General features: G+C 44.6%; 13 protein-coding genes and 1 tRNA gene. 2 read left to right on the forward strand and 12 right to left on the reverse strand.

The genetic code is table 11. From position 1 onward, the window contains the following. Positions 1-160: 160 nt before the first annotated feature. The 4 genes from NIES208_RS14415 to NIES208_RS14430 all read right to left on the reverse strand — a co-directional run bounded on the left by NIES208_RS14415 (position 161) and on the right by NIES208_RS14430 (position 5,319). The gene (locus NIES208_RS14415) at positions 161-1,708 is read right to left on the reverse strand and encodes a glycosyltransferase family 39 protein (RefSeq protein WP_075893685.1); all 1,548 of its coding nucleotides are present in this window, start codon (positions 1,706-1,708) and stop codon (positions 161-163) included. 82 nt (positions 1,709-1,790) lie between these two features. Then, on the reverse strand, positions 1,791-2,786 hold the full coding sequence (locus NIES208_RS14420) for a glutathione S-transferase family protein (RefSeq protein ID WP_075893686.1): 996 nt from the start codon (positions 2,784-2,786) through the stop codon (positions 1,791-1,793). 58 nt (positions 2,787-2,844) lie between these two features. Next, positions 2,845-3,867 carry a DUF2325 domain-containing protein gene (locus tag NIES208_RS14425; protein WP_075893687.1) on the reverse strand — a complete coding sequence of 341 codons (1,023 nt, stop codon included), beginning with the start codon at positions 3,865-3,867 and terminating at the stop codon, positions 2,845-2,847. Between the two features lie 42 nt (positions 3,868-3,909). Next, a complete protein-coding gene (locus NIES208_RS14430; RefSeq protein WP_084176648.1) occupies positions 3,910-5,319 on the reverse strand; it encodes a slr1306 family protein in 1,410 nt (469 codons plus the stop codon). 232 nt (positions 5,320-5,551) lie between these two features. Between NIES208_RS14430 and NIES208_RS14435 the strand changes: the two genes are divergently transcribed. Beyond that, complete coding sequence (locus tag NIES208_RS14435; protein ID WP_075893688.1) at positions 5,552-6,409, forward strand: PTPA-CTERM sorting domain-containing protein; 858 nt, start codon at positions 5,552-5,554, stop codon at positions 6,407-6,409. Positions 6,410-6,514: 105 nt separating this feature from the next. On the opposite strand, the gene NIES208_RS14440 is transcribed toward NIES208_RS14435, so the two are convergent. From NIES208_RS14440 to NIES208_RS14480, 8 genes are all read right to left on the reverse strand, one after another. Then, positions 6,515-6,742, reverse strand: coding sequence for a DNA-directed RNA polymerase subunit omega (locus tag NIES208_RS14440; RefSeq protein ID WP_015134268.1), 228 nt, complete (start codon positions 6,740-6,742; stop codon positions 6,515-6,517). 69 nt (positions 6,743-6,811) lie between these two features. Continuing rightward, complete coding sequence (locus NIES208_RS14445) at positions 6,812-9,838, reverse strand: DEAD/DEAH box helicase (RefSeq protein WP_075893689.1); 3,027 nt, start codon at positions 9,836-9,838, stop codon at positions 6,812-6,814. A gap of 22 nt (positions 9,839-9,860) precedes the next feature. Continuing rightward, positions 9,861-9,933 (reverse strand) — tRNA-Arg (locus tag NIES208_RS14450). Between the two features lie 713 nt (positions 9,934-10,646). Then, a complete protein-coding gene (locus tag NIES208_RS14460) occupies positions 10,647-11,213 on the reverse strand; it encodes a PTPA-CTERM sorting domain-containing protein (protein WP_171971777.1) in 567 nt (188 codons plus the stop codon). A gap of 466 nt (positions 11,214-11,679) precedes the next feature. Beyond that, the gene (locus NIES208_RS14465) at positions 11,680-12,903 is read right to left on the reverse strand and encodes an ABC transporter permease (protein ID WP_075893692.1); all 1,224 of its coding nucleotides are present in this window, start codon (positions 12,901-12,903) and stop codon (positions 11,680-11,682) included. A 65-nt stretch (positions 12,904-12,968) separates the two neighbouring features. Beyond that, on the reverse strand, positions 12,969-14,417 hold the full coding sequence (locus NIES208_RS14470) for a bifunctional orotidine-5'-phosphate decarboxylase/orotate phosphoribosyltransferase (protein ID WP_075893693.1): 1,449 nt from the start codon (positions 14,415-14,417) through the stop codon (positions 12,969-12,971). After that, positions 14,408-14,692, reverse strand: coding sequence for a DUF3288 family protein (locus NIES208_RS14475; RefSeq protein ID WP_075893694.1), 285 nt, complete (start codon positions 14,690-14,692; stop codon positions 14,408-14,410). The genes NIES208_RS14470 and NIES208_RS14475 overlap by 10 nt, the downstream gene beginning before the upstream one ends. 386 nt (positions 14,693-15,078) lie before the next feature. Then, complete coding sequence (locus tag NIES208_RS14480) at positions 15,079-15,777, reverse strand: response regulator transcription factor (RefSeq protein WP_075893695.1); 699 nt, start codon at positions 15,775-15,777, stop codon at positions 15,079-15,081. A gap of 68 nt (positions 15,778-15,845) precedes the next feature. On the opposite strand from NIES208_RS14480, the gene NIES208_RS14485 reads away from it, so the two are divergent. Further along, positions 15,846-16,294 (forward strand): gamma-glutamylcyclotransferase family protein (locus NIES208_RS14485; protein WP_075893696.1); only part of this gene is annotated, 449 nt, incomplete at its 3' end.

Raw genomic sequence — 16,294 nt, forward strand, 5'->3', positions numbered from 1 at the left:
TTCTAATGCGGGTGTCCGTTGATGTCCCGTATCTTCCCCTCTCCGTGTCTCCCTATCCCAATGTTCCCGTGTCTTCAAGGCATTCGGATAACTCCTTAACCCGAACTGACGTTATTTAGCCTTGATTTATATCAAAAAAAGTAGTTTTTTGAAGATCGCCTTAGGCTTTACGGCGATAATGCCTGACATTCAAATCATTTGGTATTAGCTCATAGTCATCTTTTAAATAGTTGCTAGCCATCTTGCGTAAAATATTTTGTCGACCTGTAAATAAAACTTGGGCTGGTTTATACTCTTGAAAAATATAGTCAACATCCTGTTGATTAAAATTTCCTGTATTAAAGCGTTTTTGGGATAAAACTGCCATAATCGGAGGCACAGTTAAAGGACTGGTAAAACTATAAATTGGGTTGTCCACAAATAGCCATTTACTTTGTGGCTGGTAATTGTCTTCTATTAGTTGGTTGATTTTAGTAAGTTTTGCTGTCCGCTCAACTAGCTGTTCATATCTTTGGTGGCGGGTATATAGGCTGTAGGGTACAGATAATGTTGGAGCAAGTAGGGCAATAATTAATAATGCGAAAATGCAATGTTTGAAAAGTTTCTGTTTTTTTGATTGATGAGTATCTGATAATGATTTCCAGAGCTTTGTAAAAATATCAAAGCATTTCTGTAGGCCTATCCCTGTCAGCCATAGGGCGGGAAAGGATAATAATGGTAGATAGTGAGTCCATAGGGGTCTGTAGGTCATAAAAACGAGAAGTACAGTCCCTAAGATCGTAATTGGCAGGATTGTTTTCTCGTTTCTATAGATAGTGCTAAAAATTCCAATGAGGACTAAAGGGACGTATTCATAGTCCTGAAAAATGAATGATAAAAAAACAAGAATACTTCTGTTGTATGACCAGCCATCATCTGCATTGACTTGTGCTTGTAGGTGAGGCTCTAGGAGTTGGGACAAATTTAATGAGTCGGATAATACGCCGATGAGTATAAATCCAATGAGCATGCAACCTGTCCAAAAAAGTGGATATTTAAGGTTTTGTATATGCTTTGTTTTTGAGGTTTTGTCTTTGGTTTTGTCTTGAATTGTATTTCTTGATTTGAGTAGCAGGAAAAGCAAAATAGCTGGGATGTAAATGGCGGTAATCAGTTTTGTTTGTAATGCGCATGCAAATATTAGGCCAGAGCTGATTAGCCATAGGGTATTTTTCTTTTGATGGTAAATGGTAACTAAATAAATACTTAAAACGCCGAGACTTAGGCTTGGTAAGCCGACTTTAATGGCTTGGCTGAGTTCTAAAAATTCTGATGATGTGATGAGAAGAGTGATGGTTAGAAAGGATACTAGCGGCGTAACTGTTTGCTGCAGAATTCGGGCAAAGGACCACACGAAAATAGTTGCAAATACTAGTGTCATGGTGCGGGCTGCGAGAATTGTTTCGCCAAAAAGCTTGAGCCAATGAAATAGCAGAAAGGTGTGTAGGGGAGGCTGATCATTCCAGATGTCGGTGTAGAGTTGAAAGCCTTCTTTGAGGAGGGAGACTTTGGCTAGTTGGTAGCTTTCGTCTGTGCTAATCTGAAAAATCCCTTCTGCGGGCATAATCCAACGGCTGATGAGGATTAGGGTTAATGGAACTAGGAGGTCGATGGTGATATGTTTCTGCCACTGTGGCTGGTTTGGTGAGGAACGCTTCGACAGATTCATAGAGTGGCGTTTGTGATGGTTTTTAGTGGGTTATGGGTGGGTTTTGATGGGGGGGGTGATCGAAAAGGTGATCGAAAAATGGTTAGGAAATGGAGTTTGACTTGACGATCGCCGCACGGTTATGGGGCATTGTAAAGGCGTTGGGGTCAATACTAAAAGGGACAATACCGCTAGGATTTAGGGGAAAGAGGGAAGTGTAATACTCGCGTTTGATGGTTTCGAGGGGGCAGGTTGCTGGGATACCGGGTTGTTGATAAATATCCCGTAGGTATCCCCAAAGGTTTTCATAATCACGGATGCGGCGGCGATCGCACTTGAACAAGCTGTGATAAACAAGGTCAAAGCGAATCAATGTCGTAAACAATCGCACGTCGCAGAGGGTGATTGTATCGCCTAAAAGATAACGGCGATCGCCCAACCTTTTATCGAGTAAATCTAGGGTTTCAAAAAGATGGGTGACGGCTTCGTTGTAGGCGCTTTGGGTTGTGGCAAAACCGCACTTATAAACGCCATTATTGACGGTGCAGTAAATCAAATCGTTGAGGCGATCGCCCTCTTTCTGTAAATCTTCTGGATATAAATCTCGCTCTGGATTTTTTGCCCACTCATTGAAGTGATCGTTGAGCATCACAATGATTTCTGAGCTTTCATTATTGACAATTGAATTCGTTTCGCAATCCCACAAGACTGGCACAGAACACCGCCCTGAATACCTTGGTTGTGCCAATTGATACAGTTCTTTCATACTGCGACAACCCGTTGGGTCATTTTCTAAGCGCCATCCACCTACCGACACATCGGCGATCGCCACACTCATCTCAATGCAATCTTCCAAGCCTTTTAAAACCCGCGTCACCATCGTGCGGTGCGCCCAAGGACAAGTTAAACCGACATATAGCCGATAGCGTTTGTTTGCTGCTGGAAATTTCTCAGAACCAATAGAATCCCGAAATTCACTTTCTGCCCGCCGGAAATTACCTTGGCGATCGCTCGGCGCAAGTTGTGACATCATGGTTTGCCACATCGTTTTCCAGACAAACTGAACCGTCTGAATTAGAAACTTAGGGGGGATTGCCATCTAAAAATATATGGAAAAAATTATGGAGAAATATATCAGCTCGAGCTTAAGCTTAAATCTATTTGTTCCACATTTGAGCGAGCTGTTTCGTTTTTAAGCCTGCTTCGATTGCTTCCAAAACCCGCGTCATGCCCGTTGTTTTAATAATTTCAAAGGACTTGTTAGCCTTTTTACAAGCTTCCATTGCCCGTTCTGTCATGGAGTGGCTAGCATAACCCGTAATAATCAAAATTAAATCGTAGTTATTAACCTGCGCCTCCCCTTGGGCAGAGAGTTGTAGGCCATCTTGTTCGCTGTACCACTGCAACTCAACTTGGGAATTTCGCAGACGATTCCGGACAGCCGTTTGCAGGCGATCGTGGCCGCCAAAGACTAAAACTTTACCAAAAAGATTTGAGTACAATTCGGGTCTTTGGTCTGATTTGCGGTGGCGGGATTTGGGCTGGATATTGGGGTGATGGTCGGTGCGGGAGCGGTTTTCGAGGGCTTTATTGTAAATAAAAGTTAGGGTCTGCTCGTGGGTTCCCCGCAGTCGAGCCACGGGGCCTTCTTCGCTATATTCGTTAATTTGGTTAATGAGCGCGTCGACAATTTCTTCTAATGCTCCTATTTCTTTCAGGTCTTCGACATAACCGCGGACGGCGATCGCCGCATCTGTAGCGCTAAAAAAATCCTGTTGGTCATAGACCATATCTAATAAATCCTGTCGTAAATCTGACTGCCATTTTTGCAGTTGCTCGCGGGCTTTTTCTTCTAAAAGTCTTTCTTCCCGTAGAACAAGTTGACTATCAACAATTTCTGCCGCTTTTTCTGGTATTTCAGCTATTTCTCGCCGAATATCGTTGGCTTTTTCTTGCAGTTGACTAATAATTTCGGCATTTTGATAACCTTCTGCACGATAGGTACTAATCATTTCTTCGACTTTTTTAAGCAGAGGCTCTAATTTATTTTTGCGCTGCCGGACAATTTCTTGATATTGTGCGTCGCGCTGCTGCTGTAATTTACGTTCCTCTAGGTCTGTTTTGGCAGCGGATAATAGATTCTCGACTGATGCTTCTAAATTTTCGAGTTCAATATCCATGACTTTTGTAATTATTAAAAAAATATTTTTGATCTTAACTACTTACGTAGCAGTTTGGGGCGATCGCCGCTCCAGTACTTTTTGGGAAAATGACTGGAGAAATTTACTCCGTTGATTTTGCTCAAACATCGTTTTCAAGATGCGCCCTAGCTTTTCGAGATTGATCGTCTCAGATTGTGACTGGAGAGGTTGTTCTTGGAAATACTGAATGAGGCTTAAACCAGCAATGTGAGTGAGATAGGCGGCACTAATGCCCTGTACTGCTCCCCCTGCAACATAGGTGACGATATTGGTTTTTAAAACCCCGGCGATCGCCTGAGTGGAGAGTTCGACCAGACCGAGCTGAATCATTTGTTTCCCAAGGGCGGTGGCGATCGTTTGGGCTTGGGAAAGAGAAATTCTCTGTTGATAAACTGTACCTAAATCCACGATCATTTGCCCTGTGACAGCGGCGGTGGCAAGGAGATCTAAGGCGGCGACAGGATTCGCAAAGGTTGCTCCTGCGGCTAACCATTGATATTTTTCGAGAATAGGCATTGCCTTTTGACGACGAAGCTGTGTCAATTGTTCTTTCGCTTGATGTTGAACCAGTCTCGCAGTACGCCAAATCGTTGACCAAACTAACTGCTGTTTAATTTCTGGATTGTCCAAAAGCTGTTGCAGAGAAGTTTGAATCGTTTCTAAATCTGCTTCTGGTTGCTCCAAATATTCGGTTTCTGTGCCGTCTGCCTCAATTTTTTTAACCTTGATGGGCTGGGGCGCGGCGGTAATCCCGATGACATTCTGGGCGGCGATCGCCGGAAAAACATGACGACGAAGTTGAGAGAGGATTAATTCCCGCTGTTCCGATTGATATTGATCCTGTTTATTGAAAAGCAGAATAATTTTTTGGCGAGCCTGAACCCAATGCTTGAGCGTATCCCACTGGGAAGCCATTAAATCGCCCGTGACGAGAAACAGTACAAAATCCGCGGCAAAAACCTGAGATTGGGTCGCTTGGTCGTAACTTACTAAGTCAGTAAATAATGGTTGCGTCTCAATGAAAGAAACATTTAGATCAGATTTTTCTAAATATTGCTTAAGGGTTGTTTTGCCAGTACCGCGTCCGCCGGCGATCGCCCCCATAATTTCAGTGCGGTCAAATTGTTGGGGAAGTTCTGTAAGTTTGCTTGTCAGTTGCGAGAAATCTTGGTCGGGAGCCTCTGCCTGTAGCGCCTTTACCCAATCTTGAGCATTATTAATCGCTTGCTCCACATCTTTTTTTGTCAGTGGATTGGTCACATCATCCGTTATTGCGGCGGGTTGCTTTTGTTTCCAGAGCATCAACCCACCTGCGGCGATCGCCCCCCAAAACAGCCATTCCCCAAGGTCAAAAACACTAGCCTGCCAGCGGCTCAGAACCGCTAAACCTAAGGACAAACCCAGTCCGCCAACCAAAATCGGTTTTTGCATTTGCCTACCCATCCGCATCTAACAACTGATTTCTATATGCTACTGCGAAACGGTATGAGGCTTAAGTACGACGGGCGATCGCGCATATTCTTTGAAGAAATATTAAACGGACGACTTCAATACGCTCTTTTGTAGGTTTGAAAAAATTGACAGTGGGGATTTTTGCATAACTTCCCCCACCGCAAACGATAAGTAAATACAAGTACAAATTAAAAAACTCAAATCAATAACTATGATTCATCGTTTTGGACTAAGCGCCCTTATGCTCGCAGGTGTAATTGCTGTAGCCCCCAGTGCTAATGCTTTCAGCGCCAAAGGTTGGCAATATTCAATGGATTCGTTTAACGATAGTAGCGGAGGATTGCCTGGTGGTGGGTCTGGTGTTGGGGAAAATACCAACTATGAAATTCGCGGTATTGCGACGCAACTTTTTGATGGAAAATTAAGAATTGGTATTCAGTCTAATCTTGGTATCCATGGAGCTTCCAGTCAGTATGCTGATGATGGTCACATTCATTGGGGAGACATCATCATTAACACGGCTTGTGAAGCCCTTGATAATGTCGGAAAAGAGTCACTCTTCGGTATTCGTTTTGCCCAAGACAATGAATCTGGGGTTCAACAAGTAGGGTTATTTAAAAACATCACTCTATTTGAGAAAGCTGATGAAAATGGCAATCCTGGAGCAAATCTTGCAGGTCATAATCAGTGGGTTAGAGATAGAAAGGGAAACCCAAGTTTTGGAAACTTAGCAAATGGCTACTTTAATGAAAATACTCATGTTGATACGTTGATTCGCTCTGGTGAATATGTAAGCGGCGTAAACATTATTCAAGATACAAGTGGCTGGGATTTAGACGGCTTTGACGGATTGCGTGGTCAGATTTTGGGTCTAGAAGTAGATATTAGCTCTCTCGCTCTGAGTAATGGACAGACTGTTTGCCTTCATGCCTCAGCTGAGTGTAATAACGATATTGCAGGTGGTCAATTTGTCTATGATGTGCCGACTCCTGCGGCGGTTTTACCTGTCTTGAGTGGTTTGTTTGCGGCGGCAAAGCGTAAGAACAAAAAAGAAGAAGCACTCGGCTAATTTTCTATCCTGAATTTATTTGTGTAGGTATAAAAATAAGGGCGATCGCCGATAGGTTGGTGATCACCCTTTTTTGTTGGAATATCAAATTTTTAAACGGAAATTTTACTCGCCGATAATCTCAGGTTGAGTCAGTTCATCAGACATTTCGATAATGGCGCGGATGGGCGGCTTCATCAACGGATCTTCGACGGAATCAAAATCTTCGTAACGGCGGCGTTTCGCGCGTTTTGCCACTTGGACAGTAATACGATAGCGGTTCGTTGCAGCCTGCATCAGGTTTTCTGAGCGGTGCATAATCTCGGAGGAATTGAAGGAGCTGCGTTTTTGCATGCTGGTGGTAACGAGTACTGTTTGCTGTTTCGGACTCTTTATTATAATCGTTCGTCGCAAAATTCTCGGTTAATCTTCAATCAGGCGATCGCGGTCTAAAAGTAATAAATCACGCAATTGATTGGTATCGAGTTCTGTGACCCAGTTTTCGCCAGCATTAACGGTTTGTTCGGCAAGTTCTTTTTTGCTAGCGATCATGGCACTAATTTTTTCCTCTAGGGTTCCAGTGGAGACGAATTTGTGAACCTGTACATTTTTCTTTTGACCAATCCGAAAGGCTCGGTCGGTGGCTTGGTTTTCGACGGCGGGATTCCACCAACGATCTACGTGAAAGACATGATTAGCGCGGGTCAAGTTTAAACCTGTTCCCCCTGCTTTTAGGGACAAGATAAAAATGTGGGGGGCATTGGGGTCATTTTGAAAGCGATCGCACATTTGTTGGCGGGCTTCCCGTTTCGTTGCGCCGTAGAGGAATAACACTTCTTTGCTGAGACGTTCTTCGAGATAGGGTTTTAGGAGTTTGCCCCATTCGGAAAATTGCGTAAAGATTAGCGCCCGATCGCCCTCTGAGATTAATTCTTCTAACATTTCTTCTAGACGTTGGAGCTTACCGGAGCGCAGGGCAAAGTTTTGGGATAAAGAGGGTTTTTCTTGGAGCAAAGCCGGATGGTTGCAAAGCTGTTTTAGGCGCAAGAGTAATGTCAAAATCAAACCGCGCCGCTTAATGCCTTCGGCACTTTCAATGTCTGCGAGGGATTGGTCTACCAGCTTTTGGTAGATATTTGCCTGATCTTTTGAGAGGCTACAAAAGATTTCCATTTCCTGTTTTTCGGGCAAGTCCTGGATAATATTTTTGTCGGTTTTCAGTCGCCGCAAAATGAATGGTTGCGTTAACTGCCGTAGAGAATTTAGGGTTTGGCGATCGCCGTATTTTTCGATGGGAATGGCAAAGCGTCGTTGGAAAAACTGTTGATTACCGAGGAAACCGGGATTGAGAAAGTCGAGGATTGACCAAAGCTCCTTAAGGCGATTTTCTACGGGTGTACCTGTGAGGGCAATTTTGAAACCTGCATCCAGCTCCCGTACCGCTTGGGATTGCTTCGCTTTGGGGTTTTTGATATTTTGCGCTTCATCGAGAATAATGCCCTGCCACGGCACTCCGGCAAGATCTTTTTGGTCGCGATGTACCAACGAATAACTCGTGAGAATAACGTTGAATTTTTTCGCTTGGGTTGCAAAGGCTTTTCCTTTTTTGCGGCGATCGCCGTGATGAATCATGGCAGACAGAGTCGGCGCAAATTTCTGGATTTCCCGCTCCCAATTGCTCACCACCGAAGTGGGACAAACGAGTAAAACAGGCTGCTTTAATTTCTTTTCTTCCTGAAGTTTAAGTAAAAATGCAATGGACTGGATCGTTTTTCCTAAACCCATATCATCGGCGAGACAAGCTCCTAAACCCCACTGCTGGAGGAATTTGAGCCAGCTCATCCCTTTCTGTTGATAAGGTCGTAACGTTGCGTTTAAATCTTCTGGCGGATCAACCAGCTCTAAACTTTCGTTCGTTGCCAAATGGGAAATAAGTTCTTTTAAAATGCCCGACGCATCAAAACCCACCACAGGCAATTTCGCAAACATTTGCCCTTCTTCTGCGCTAAATCGCAACGCATCTTCAACCTTTAATTCCTGAGCATTGGTTTTAAATTTATAAACTTCTTGGGCTGCCCGCACATCGGTCGGTTGCAATGCTAGCCATTGACCACCGACTTCCACGAGGAGCGATCGCCGCTCCAGTAGTTGCGCAAATTCTTTTTCCGTGAGGGTTGTCTCCCCGACCGCAACTTGCAATTGGTATTGCAATAAACTCTGTAAATTGAGGCGGTTTTCGTCCTTCACCTTAGCCGAAATTTTCACACCCAATCGCGCTTCCTCGGCTCCTGCTTCTAGTCCCGGCGGCAAAATTACGCCCAAACCTTTATCCTTCAGTTGCCATGCCACAGAGCGAATAAATTCATAGGCTTGAATGGCATCCAGCTCGCACGCGACAGGTTGAGAGGTGTCTAGGCTTTTGACAATGGGTTCATAAAACCTTGAGGCAAAGCCCAATCCCTTCAATAAAATTTCTTGGGACTGCGCCGCGTCAGACCAAATCGCTGTTGCCGGAATGATCTCCGCTTCTTCGTTACCCAATCCCTGCAAGCCATAATTTAGCGACCAATTTTCTTGACTTTCAGCGGGAGGAACCAATTCAAAACAAGTGCGAAATAGCGATTGGTTTAGCTCAAATTCTGGTGGCTGTACCAAATGTTCACGAACTGGAAATGTCCAACTTTCGTAGGCATGGCGTAACTGTTGCGGCGATCGCCCATCGAGCTCAAAAATTGGTTTAGCCTTAGCGAGACGATCAGCCCACGGAGAGGCGACAGAACCTTTCGGAAAATTTTGTACAGGTTTTGCATGGGGACGAATCTGGGCATCCACCATCTGGGTTAGAAAACTCAGCAGCACCTTTTTCCGCTGTGCCCCGTCAGCACAAATTGCGGGCATATCTTGTAAAAACTGGGCAAACTGTTGTTGTTCCGCCACACTGTCTAAAATCGGCACCCACGTTGCCAGATGTTCACCATCTTCTAATTCAATGACATGAGGTACAAATTTTTGCCTAATGATTAGCGCCAAACTCCAGCGGTACACCTGCAAATAAAACCGTAAATCACCGGCGATCGCCTCAGAACTGAGGGGAAATTGCCCAAGGATTTTCGCCGTTTGTCGAGCATTTAGCCCTAGGCCTGCCACCTGCCACGACTCCAGATAAATAGTGGTTTTACCGGGCAGTGTTTCTTGGTTTGACAGAAGAGGAAATGCTGCTTTTGTTTTTGTCGCTTTTTTAGAAGGTAGCGTCAATGCGGTCGTTTGCCACTCCAAGGCCTCCGGCACAGTAATGCGCTCTTCTTGGAGCAGCGCCTCCAAAGACGGGCGATCGCAAGTAAAAGGATGGAGAGGCGGTTCAACCTCTGAGCTACTCCGCCAGACTTCACCCCACAGAAAAAAGTAGGACTGTTGTCCTTGAGCGATCCAAGTTCCGTGTAAAACTGCCATAGGGTGCAAATTGTCGAAAAGACGGACGCAGCAGGATTCGAACCTGCGACCGACCGCTTAGAAGGCGGTTGCTCTATCCACTGAGCTATGCATCCACGCATTTTTAGCAAATAAGAGTATAGCAGATTCAGTTTCGCCAAAACTTCCCCAGCAATGCCGATTAAATTCTCCCTATTCCGGTAGAGTCAGTAGCGATTCTCTCACCTTGACCAATATCTTTCTACCAACCTTGAGAAACCACTTAATTTCAAGTTCATCAAGAAAAATAGCTAATACCCTTCCTTGAGACCAGTGTTCAAGAACAACAGGAATTTTGAGACATGACATAACGCTCCCTAAAAAACTCTCTAACCTTAGATTCAAAAAATCAACAAACACTTTTCCAAACCTGAGTTCAGTTTAAGCATGGTCTGGAATGACGACGCGGCGAAAGGGAGAGCGAGGGATGGGGCGACTTTTCATTCAAGCAATTCTAGGAGTCAAAAAATGCGAGTGTACGTTGATGTCCCGTGTCTCCCCCTCTCCGTGTCTCCCTATCCCAATGTCCCCGTGTCTTCAAGGCATTCAGATAACTCCTTAACCCGAACTGACGTTTTCCAAATAAAAAAGATCCTCATCATGAGAATCTTTTCTAACCATCTCAAACTGACTCAGAAGATTTCCAAATAAGCTTTCAACTATAGTCTTTGCAAGTAAGCCTGAGACGCTCGATCCCTCTAAATCCGCCTGATCAAGGGGGACTTGAGATATCCATTATTTCATAGCCAACTGAAATGACTATAATTTTTCAGTAACCTGTAGCCTGGTCTTATGCCTCCTCCTCTTTACGCTTAGACGCTGCACCAAAAAGACCAGCAATCATAGGCAAAACAGCCGCAGGCGTAGGCACCGCTTGCACAGCAAGAGAACCACTAAATGTTTCACCAACCATGAAAATATCTTGCGAAGTTAAAGAACCAAAGCCAACCACAGAACCAGTCTCGTCGTAAAAATTACCAAAGAGACTTAAGCCTGCCATTTGCGTCTGTCCATTATCCATTGCAAACATTGTTTCAATGCCTGTCAAAATGAAGGAAACAGGATCGCTATTGGTGGTTGTGATGTTGCTGAGAAAAGGATCGATTGTTGTGGGGTCTAGTTCACCATTCACAACAGATAAAGTCCGAGGGTCAAAACCCAACATCACATCTGCAGTTGCATCGCCATCACATTCTGCGGTGAAGTCACCGGAGCAATTGTAAATAGACGTGGTTTCTGCAAAGGTAATTGAGTAGTTATTGGCATCAACAACATCAAGCTCCACTAAACCTCCGGCGAAACCAAATGCACTACCATTTGATAATTCGAGAGCTTGGGCAGAACCGGCAATTGTCATAACTGCTGTTGCTGCTAGAAGGGATGTTGGAATGAGTTTGTTTGTAAGAAAATTTATCTGCATTGCTGTCCCCAAAAAGTAGAGAAGTTTGTTGTGTACTTTGCTGTTGTCTAAACACAATTTACCCATAGACACTTAGTGGTGCAATGGGTTTATGGCAATCTTCACTAAACATTTATATAGGTAAAAGATCTCAAATTTAAAGTTGTTTTCTACTCCTGAGAAACACTGCTTTTATAGAACTTAAAAACAACAAAAAAAGCCATAATCTAGTGGAAATACGGAGATGTTTTTAAAGTTCTTTCTGGTTTTTATGTGTCCCAAAAAAGACGCTTGGGGCAACAAATAATTGCAGATAAATTTTGCCACTGAAAAACTGAGCATCAAATAAATAGTCTTCTCAGTATATTTGATGGTTTTTGTTGATATTTGTTGTTGAAATTAGTTTTTAATTCCGTGTTTTCACTTATTCGGAACGTAGGGCAACGATGGGGTCGAGTTTGGCCGCTTGCCGGGCGGGAAAAACACCAAAAAATAAACCAATTCCACCAGATACACCGACTGCAATAAGAATCGTTGTGGCCGAAATGGGAGCTGCTAAGGGAGTGAGGGCGTTGGTGAGCATAATGCCGCCGAGGCCAAGGCTAGTACCAAAGGCTCCACCAATTCCAGCAAGGATGACAGATTCGATCAGAAATTGGAACAATACATCATCCCTAGTTGCACCGAGGGCTTTGCGGAGGCCGATTTCGCTAGTGCGCTCTGTAACGGAAACTAGCATGATATTCATGATGCCAATGCCGCCGACGAGGAGGGAAATGCCGGCGATCGCCGCCAGCATTGTCGTTAAAGCGCCAGTGATTGTATTGGCAACTTCGAGGAGATCCTGTTGGGATTGCACACTAAAATCATCTTCATCGACAATCTTGTGGCGCAACCGCAGAAGATTTTCAATTTGGAAGGTCATGGCTCGGACGCGGTCTTCCCGCTCACCGGAAACAGAAATAAAGGTGACTTCTGTACCAAAGGGAGATGTTCGACCAACCACCTGATTCGCCATGGTTGTCAGGGGAATATAAACCGCGTTATCGAGATTTGTGCCGAGGGATGCGCCCTTCTCTTCCATCACGCCGACAATATCGAAGGAAATATTACGCACACGGATTTTTTGACCGACGGGGTCGACATTTTGAAACATCTCATCGACAATTTCTGAGCCGACCACAGCAATACGTTTATTGCGCTTCAGGTCGTCATCAATCACAAAACGACCCCGATCTAGGATAAATTCCCGCACATCGGGAAATTCTGGCGTAACACCGACAATTAAAGACTCTTTGTTCACGCCCCGGAAACGCACATTGCCGCGTCCATTAATCTGGGGGGCAACGCCTGCGACATTGGGCACTTGTTCGGCGATCGCCTGAGCATCTTCCCAAACGAGGGTCTTCGGCAAATCGATGGTTGTCCGTTGGGCAGCGCGGGAACCGGGGATGATAAACAGCACATTAGAGCCGAGGGATTCAAATTCTTCGGCGGCGAGTTTTTGTGCCCCTTGCCCCAAACCCACCATTGCAATGACCGACGCATTGCCGATAATAATGCCCAGCATCGTTAAACCGCTGCGCATTTTGTTTGTACGCAGGGTGGCGATCGCCATCTGTAGATGTTCTAAAACGTGTAATCCCATCGGCAAATTTGGCGTAAATGTAAAACCTTTCCTAAGGTAATCAAAAACGCGGCTAATTGGCAGAATTAATCTTTCGTTAGGCTCTCGTATTGCTCTTTCGTAATGCGTCCGGTATCAAACAATGTTTCCGTAATTTCAGAAATAGTTAGTACCGAATAGGCGTTGTAACCCTGAGCCTTAAGGCGATCTTTTACGCCCCCTTCATGATCAATGAGCACCACCATATCTTTAACGACGAGGCCTGCCGATTCGAGTTTTTGTGCGCCTTCAACGATACTTTTACCACTAATCAAAATGTCATCGATCACGGCGATGGTTTCACCCTTTTCAAAGTGACCCTCAATTAACCGTCGCGTACCATGGGCTTTCACTTCCTTACGAGGGAAAATCATCGGCGTTTTTAGTTTCAAAGCCAAGCCCGTCGCTGTCGGCAAAGAGCCATAGGGAATTCCCGCAACACGGTCAAAATTTAGTTTCTCAACAATCTCGGCATAGGCTTTAAGCACTTCACTAAAAACCTGTGGATTCGAGATGATTTTCCGCAGATCGATGTAATAGGAAAAGGTCGCGCCGGACGCTTGCACATATTCCCCAAACATCAAACAGCCCAAATCAAAAAGCTGCAAAATGAGTTTTTCTTGGGGATGGCGGTTGGGAAATTTTAGTTCAGTTTCCCAAATATCACAGCTGGCTTGATCGGGAATAAAAGGTGTCCGAATCGTTTCAATTTTTTGACGAAGACTATCAACCGTTTGGGTGCAATTCGTTTGGCTTAAAAAATCATTGGGCACCGGAATTAATAACCCAGAACCGCTACTATTTAGTCCGGCTTGTAAAATATCTTCAAGGGGATGTTTATCCTGCCAAATACTCCGCGCTAAAATCCAGCGTTCTGGGGCAATTTTCCTTACCCGTGCAAAGGTTTCCGGGCGATCGCCGCCAATTTCCAAGGCAACTTGTTCTGGTGTGCCCCACTGCTTAGTTTCTGTGACGAGATGGAGATAAAAAGGCGTTTCGAGATCAGGATAAGCCTGAATGCTGAGAGCACCGGGGTTAGAAGTACGACATTGCAAAAAAACAGCTTTATCGGGGTAAAGCAAAAACGGCGCAATGTGATCCTGCCCGGGGTAAGGACTGAGGGTAACGGCATCCACACCCCAATCTTGAAAAATTGTGCGAGCGAAAGTTGTGCCAGTGTTTAAATCCGCGTGTTTCGCATCAAGAATGACAGGAAGATCCGAGGGGATTTTTTTGAGAATGCGCGTTAATAGTTCAAATCCCGCTGCCCCAAAAACTTGATAAAAACCCAAGGTCGGCTTGTAGGCACAGACAAAATCTGAGGTTTGTTCAATGACACCCAGTAGCCATCTTTCCAAATCTACCAACAAGTCACCACTATCTAACTGTGGGGGCAACATTTCTGGGTTCGGATCTAGTCCTGCAATCAAAATAGTCTGATTACGGGCGATCGCCGCCGTGAGTTTGTCATTAAACTGCGAATACTTTAGCTCCAATCTTGAACATCCTCCCCTTGACGTAAATGGCTGTAAGCTCTTCCAGAACTATGAATTTCTCTAGTTTTGGCAAATAGTGATTCTTCCGTTAACCCCCACTGCTGAAAAAGCAGCTTCAAATCCTGTTGAATTTCCCGCGCCCCCGGAAAGCCTTTATAGCGAATATGCAACCGCGCCAACTCCACTAAATGATGTTCTGTCGGATTGCCCTTCAGAAGCTGATCAACAATTAGGCGATCGCGGTTTGCTTGGGGATGAACTTGATCTTGCGGCATAGACAGTTAACAGTTATCAGTGAACAGTTATCAGATATCAATGGATGATGGACAATGTCAACAGCTAAGAAATAATTTAACAACTTAGCGAATAGAATGCTTGAAATCGTACTGTTTTCTAGGTTTACATAACTGTTTGGAACTTCGACTATGATCTTCTGACCACTACAAGCTCTTGCTCTCGAAACCCTGAAATCTGAAATCTCCTGAAATCTGAAATCTGATGTCTGATATCTATTCCCTGTTAACTGATACCTGCTCACTGATAACTGATACCTGATAACTGTTCACTGATAACTGTTCACTGATACCTGCTCACTGATACCTGCTCACTGATAACTGATACCTGATAACTGTTCACTGATAACTGTTCACTGTTCACTGAATCACTGAGTTAAGCCATGCTTAAGGGCATAGCGCACAAGCTCGGTACGGCTATTTGTGCCCGTTTTACCGAAGAGGCGGCTGACGTATTTTTCGACGTTACGCACGCTAGTTTCGAGCTGCTTGGCAATTTCTTTGTTCATCAGACCCTGGGCAACTAGATCTAAAACACTCTGTTCACGGGGAGTGAGATCAATTTTTAGGGGAGGGGGAGTCGTCACCAATTGGTTTTGTTGACCAAGGAACTGTTTAATTTCTTTTAGATCTTGGGCAATGCCATCAAGATTTGCATCGCCACCGCTTTGGGTTTCGGCGATCGCCTCCTCTTTCGTTAGAAGGTTTTTGACAATCGCTTCTAGTTCTTCCGGTTCAAAGGGCTTGGGTAAATAGGCATCGCAGCCTGCTTGATAACCTTGGATGCGATCGCTAGTCATGCCACGGGCAGTCAGAAAAACCACGGGCAATGTTTTGAAACGGGGATCTTCGCGGAGCTTTTCGAGGAAATCATAGCCACTCATCTGGGGCATCATAATGTCGGAAATCACAAGATCTGGCGTGAAAGTTTGTAGCAATTCCAAAGCCTTTGTTGCATTTTCCGCTGCCGTCACCGACAAATTTTCATCATCATCCAAATAGGCTTGTACAGACTCTCGTACGCCCGGTTCATCATCTACGAGCAAAATATTGTAGGTTTTATCCATTGCCTCTGCCGAATTTGGGATGTGTTGATTATATCCCCTTCATTTGTCGCAACTCTAGGTGGGTAAAGATGGAGAGAACCGAACCTCTACAGGTATTTGTCTACGGCACTTTAAAACCTGAGCATCTTAATTTTGAGCTATTTTGCGCTGGGAAAATAATTGGTGCATTGCCAGCTCTGGTCAAGGGAAGGCTCTATCAAATTCCGTTTTATACAGAAAAATATCCCCGTGGCTATCCTGCGATGACGATGGAAGCGGGTTGGGTAGAGGGATACTTACTGAAGTTTGCCCATGATGTCGAAATTTTAAAACAGTTAGATCAATTAGAAGGTTATCAAGGGGGGCGATCGCCGGCAGAAAATGAATATCAACGGCAATGTATTCAAATTTTTACCCTAGATAAAATACCATTGACAAAAGCTTGGGGCTATACCATGACAATTGAGCATGTCAAAGAATTACGGCTCTCCGGGATTGACTATGCAGCGTTGGTAGGAAAATGCCAACAAATGAGACA

Origin of the sequence: [Limnothrix rosea] IAM M-220 (genome assembly GCF_001904615.1) — a bacterium.
In the GTDB taxonomy this organism is placed as follows: Bacteria; Cyanobacteriota; Cyanobacteriia; order Cyanobacteriales; family MRBY01; genus MRBY01.

Coding starts and splice junctions, on each gene's coding strand:
- NIES208_RS14415 (WP_075893685.1), bottom strand. CDS start 1,708: ATGAATCTGTCGAAGCGTTCCTCACCAAACCAGCCACAGTGGCAGAAA.
- NIES208_RS14420 (WP_075893686.1), bottom strand. CDS start 2,786: ATGGCAATCCCCCCTAAGTTTCTAATTCAGACGGTTCAGTTTGTCTGG.
- NIES208_RS14425 (WP_075893687.1), bottom strand. CDS start 3,867: ATGGATATTGAACTCGAAAATTTAGAAGCATCAGTCGAGAATCTATTA.
- NIES208_RS14430 (WP_084176648.1), bottom strand. CDS start 5,319: ATGCAAAAACCGATTTTGGTTGGCGGACTGGGTTTGTCCTTAGGTTTA.
- NIES208_RS14435 (WP_075893688.1), top strand. CDS start 5,552: ATGATTCATCGTTTTGGACTAAGCGCCCTTATGCTCGCAGGTGTAATT.
- NIES208_RS14440 (WP_015134268.1), bottom strand. CDS start 6,742: ATGCAAAAACGCAGCTCCTTCAATTCCTCCGAGATTATGCACCGCTCA.
- NIES208_RS14445 (WP_075893689.1), bottom strand. CDS start 9,838: ATGGCAGTTTTACACGGAACTTGGATCGCTCAAGGACAACAGTCCTAC.
- NIES208_RS14460 (WP_171971777.1), bottom strand. CDS start 11,213: ATGACAATTGCCGGTTCTGCCCAAGCTCTCGAATTATCAAATGGTAGT.
- NIES208_RS14465 (WP_075893692.1), bottom strand. CDS start 12,903: ATGGGATTACACGTTTTAGAACATCTACAGATGGCGATCGCCACCCTG.
- NIES208_RS14475 (WP_075893694.1), bottom strand. CDS start 14,692: ATGCCGCAAGATCAAGTTCATCCCCAAGCAAACCGCGATCGCCTAATT.
- NIES208_RS14480 (WP_075893695.1), bottom strand. CDS start 15,777: ATGGATAAAACCTACAATATTTTGCTCGTAGATGATGAACCGGGCGTA.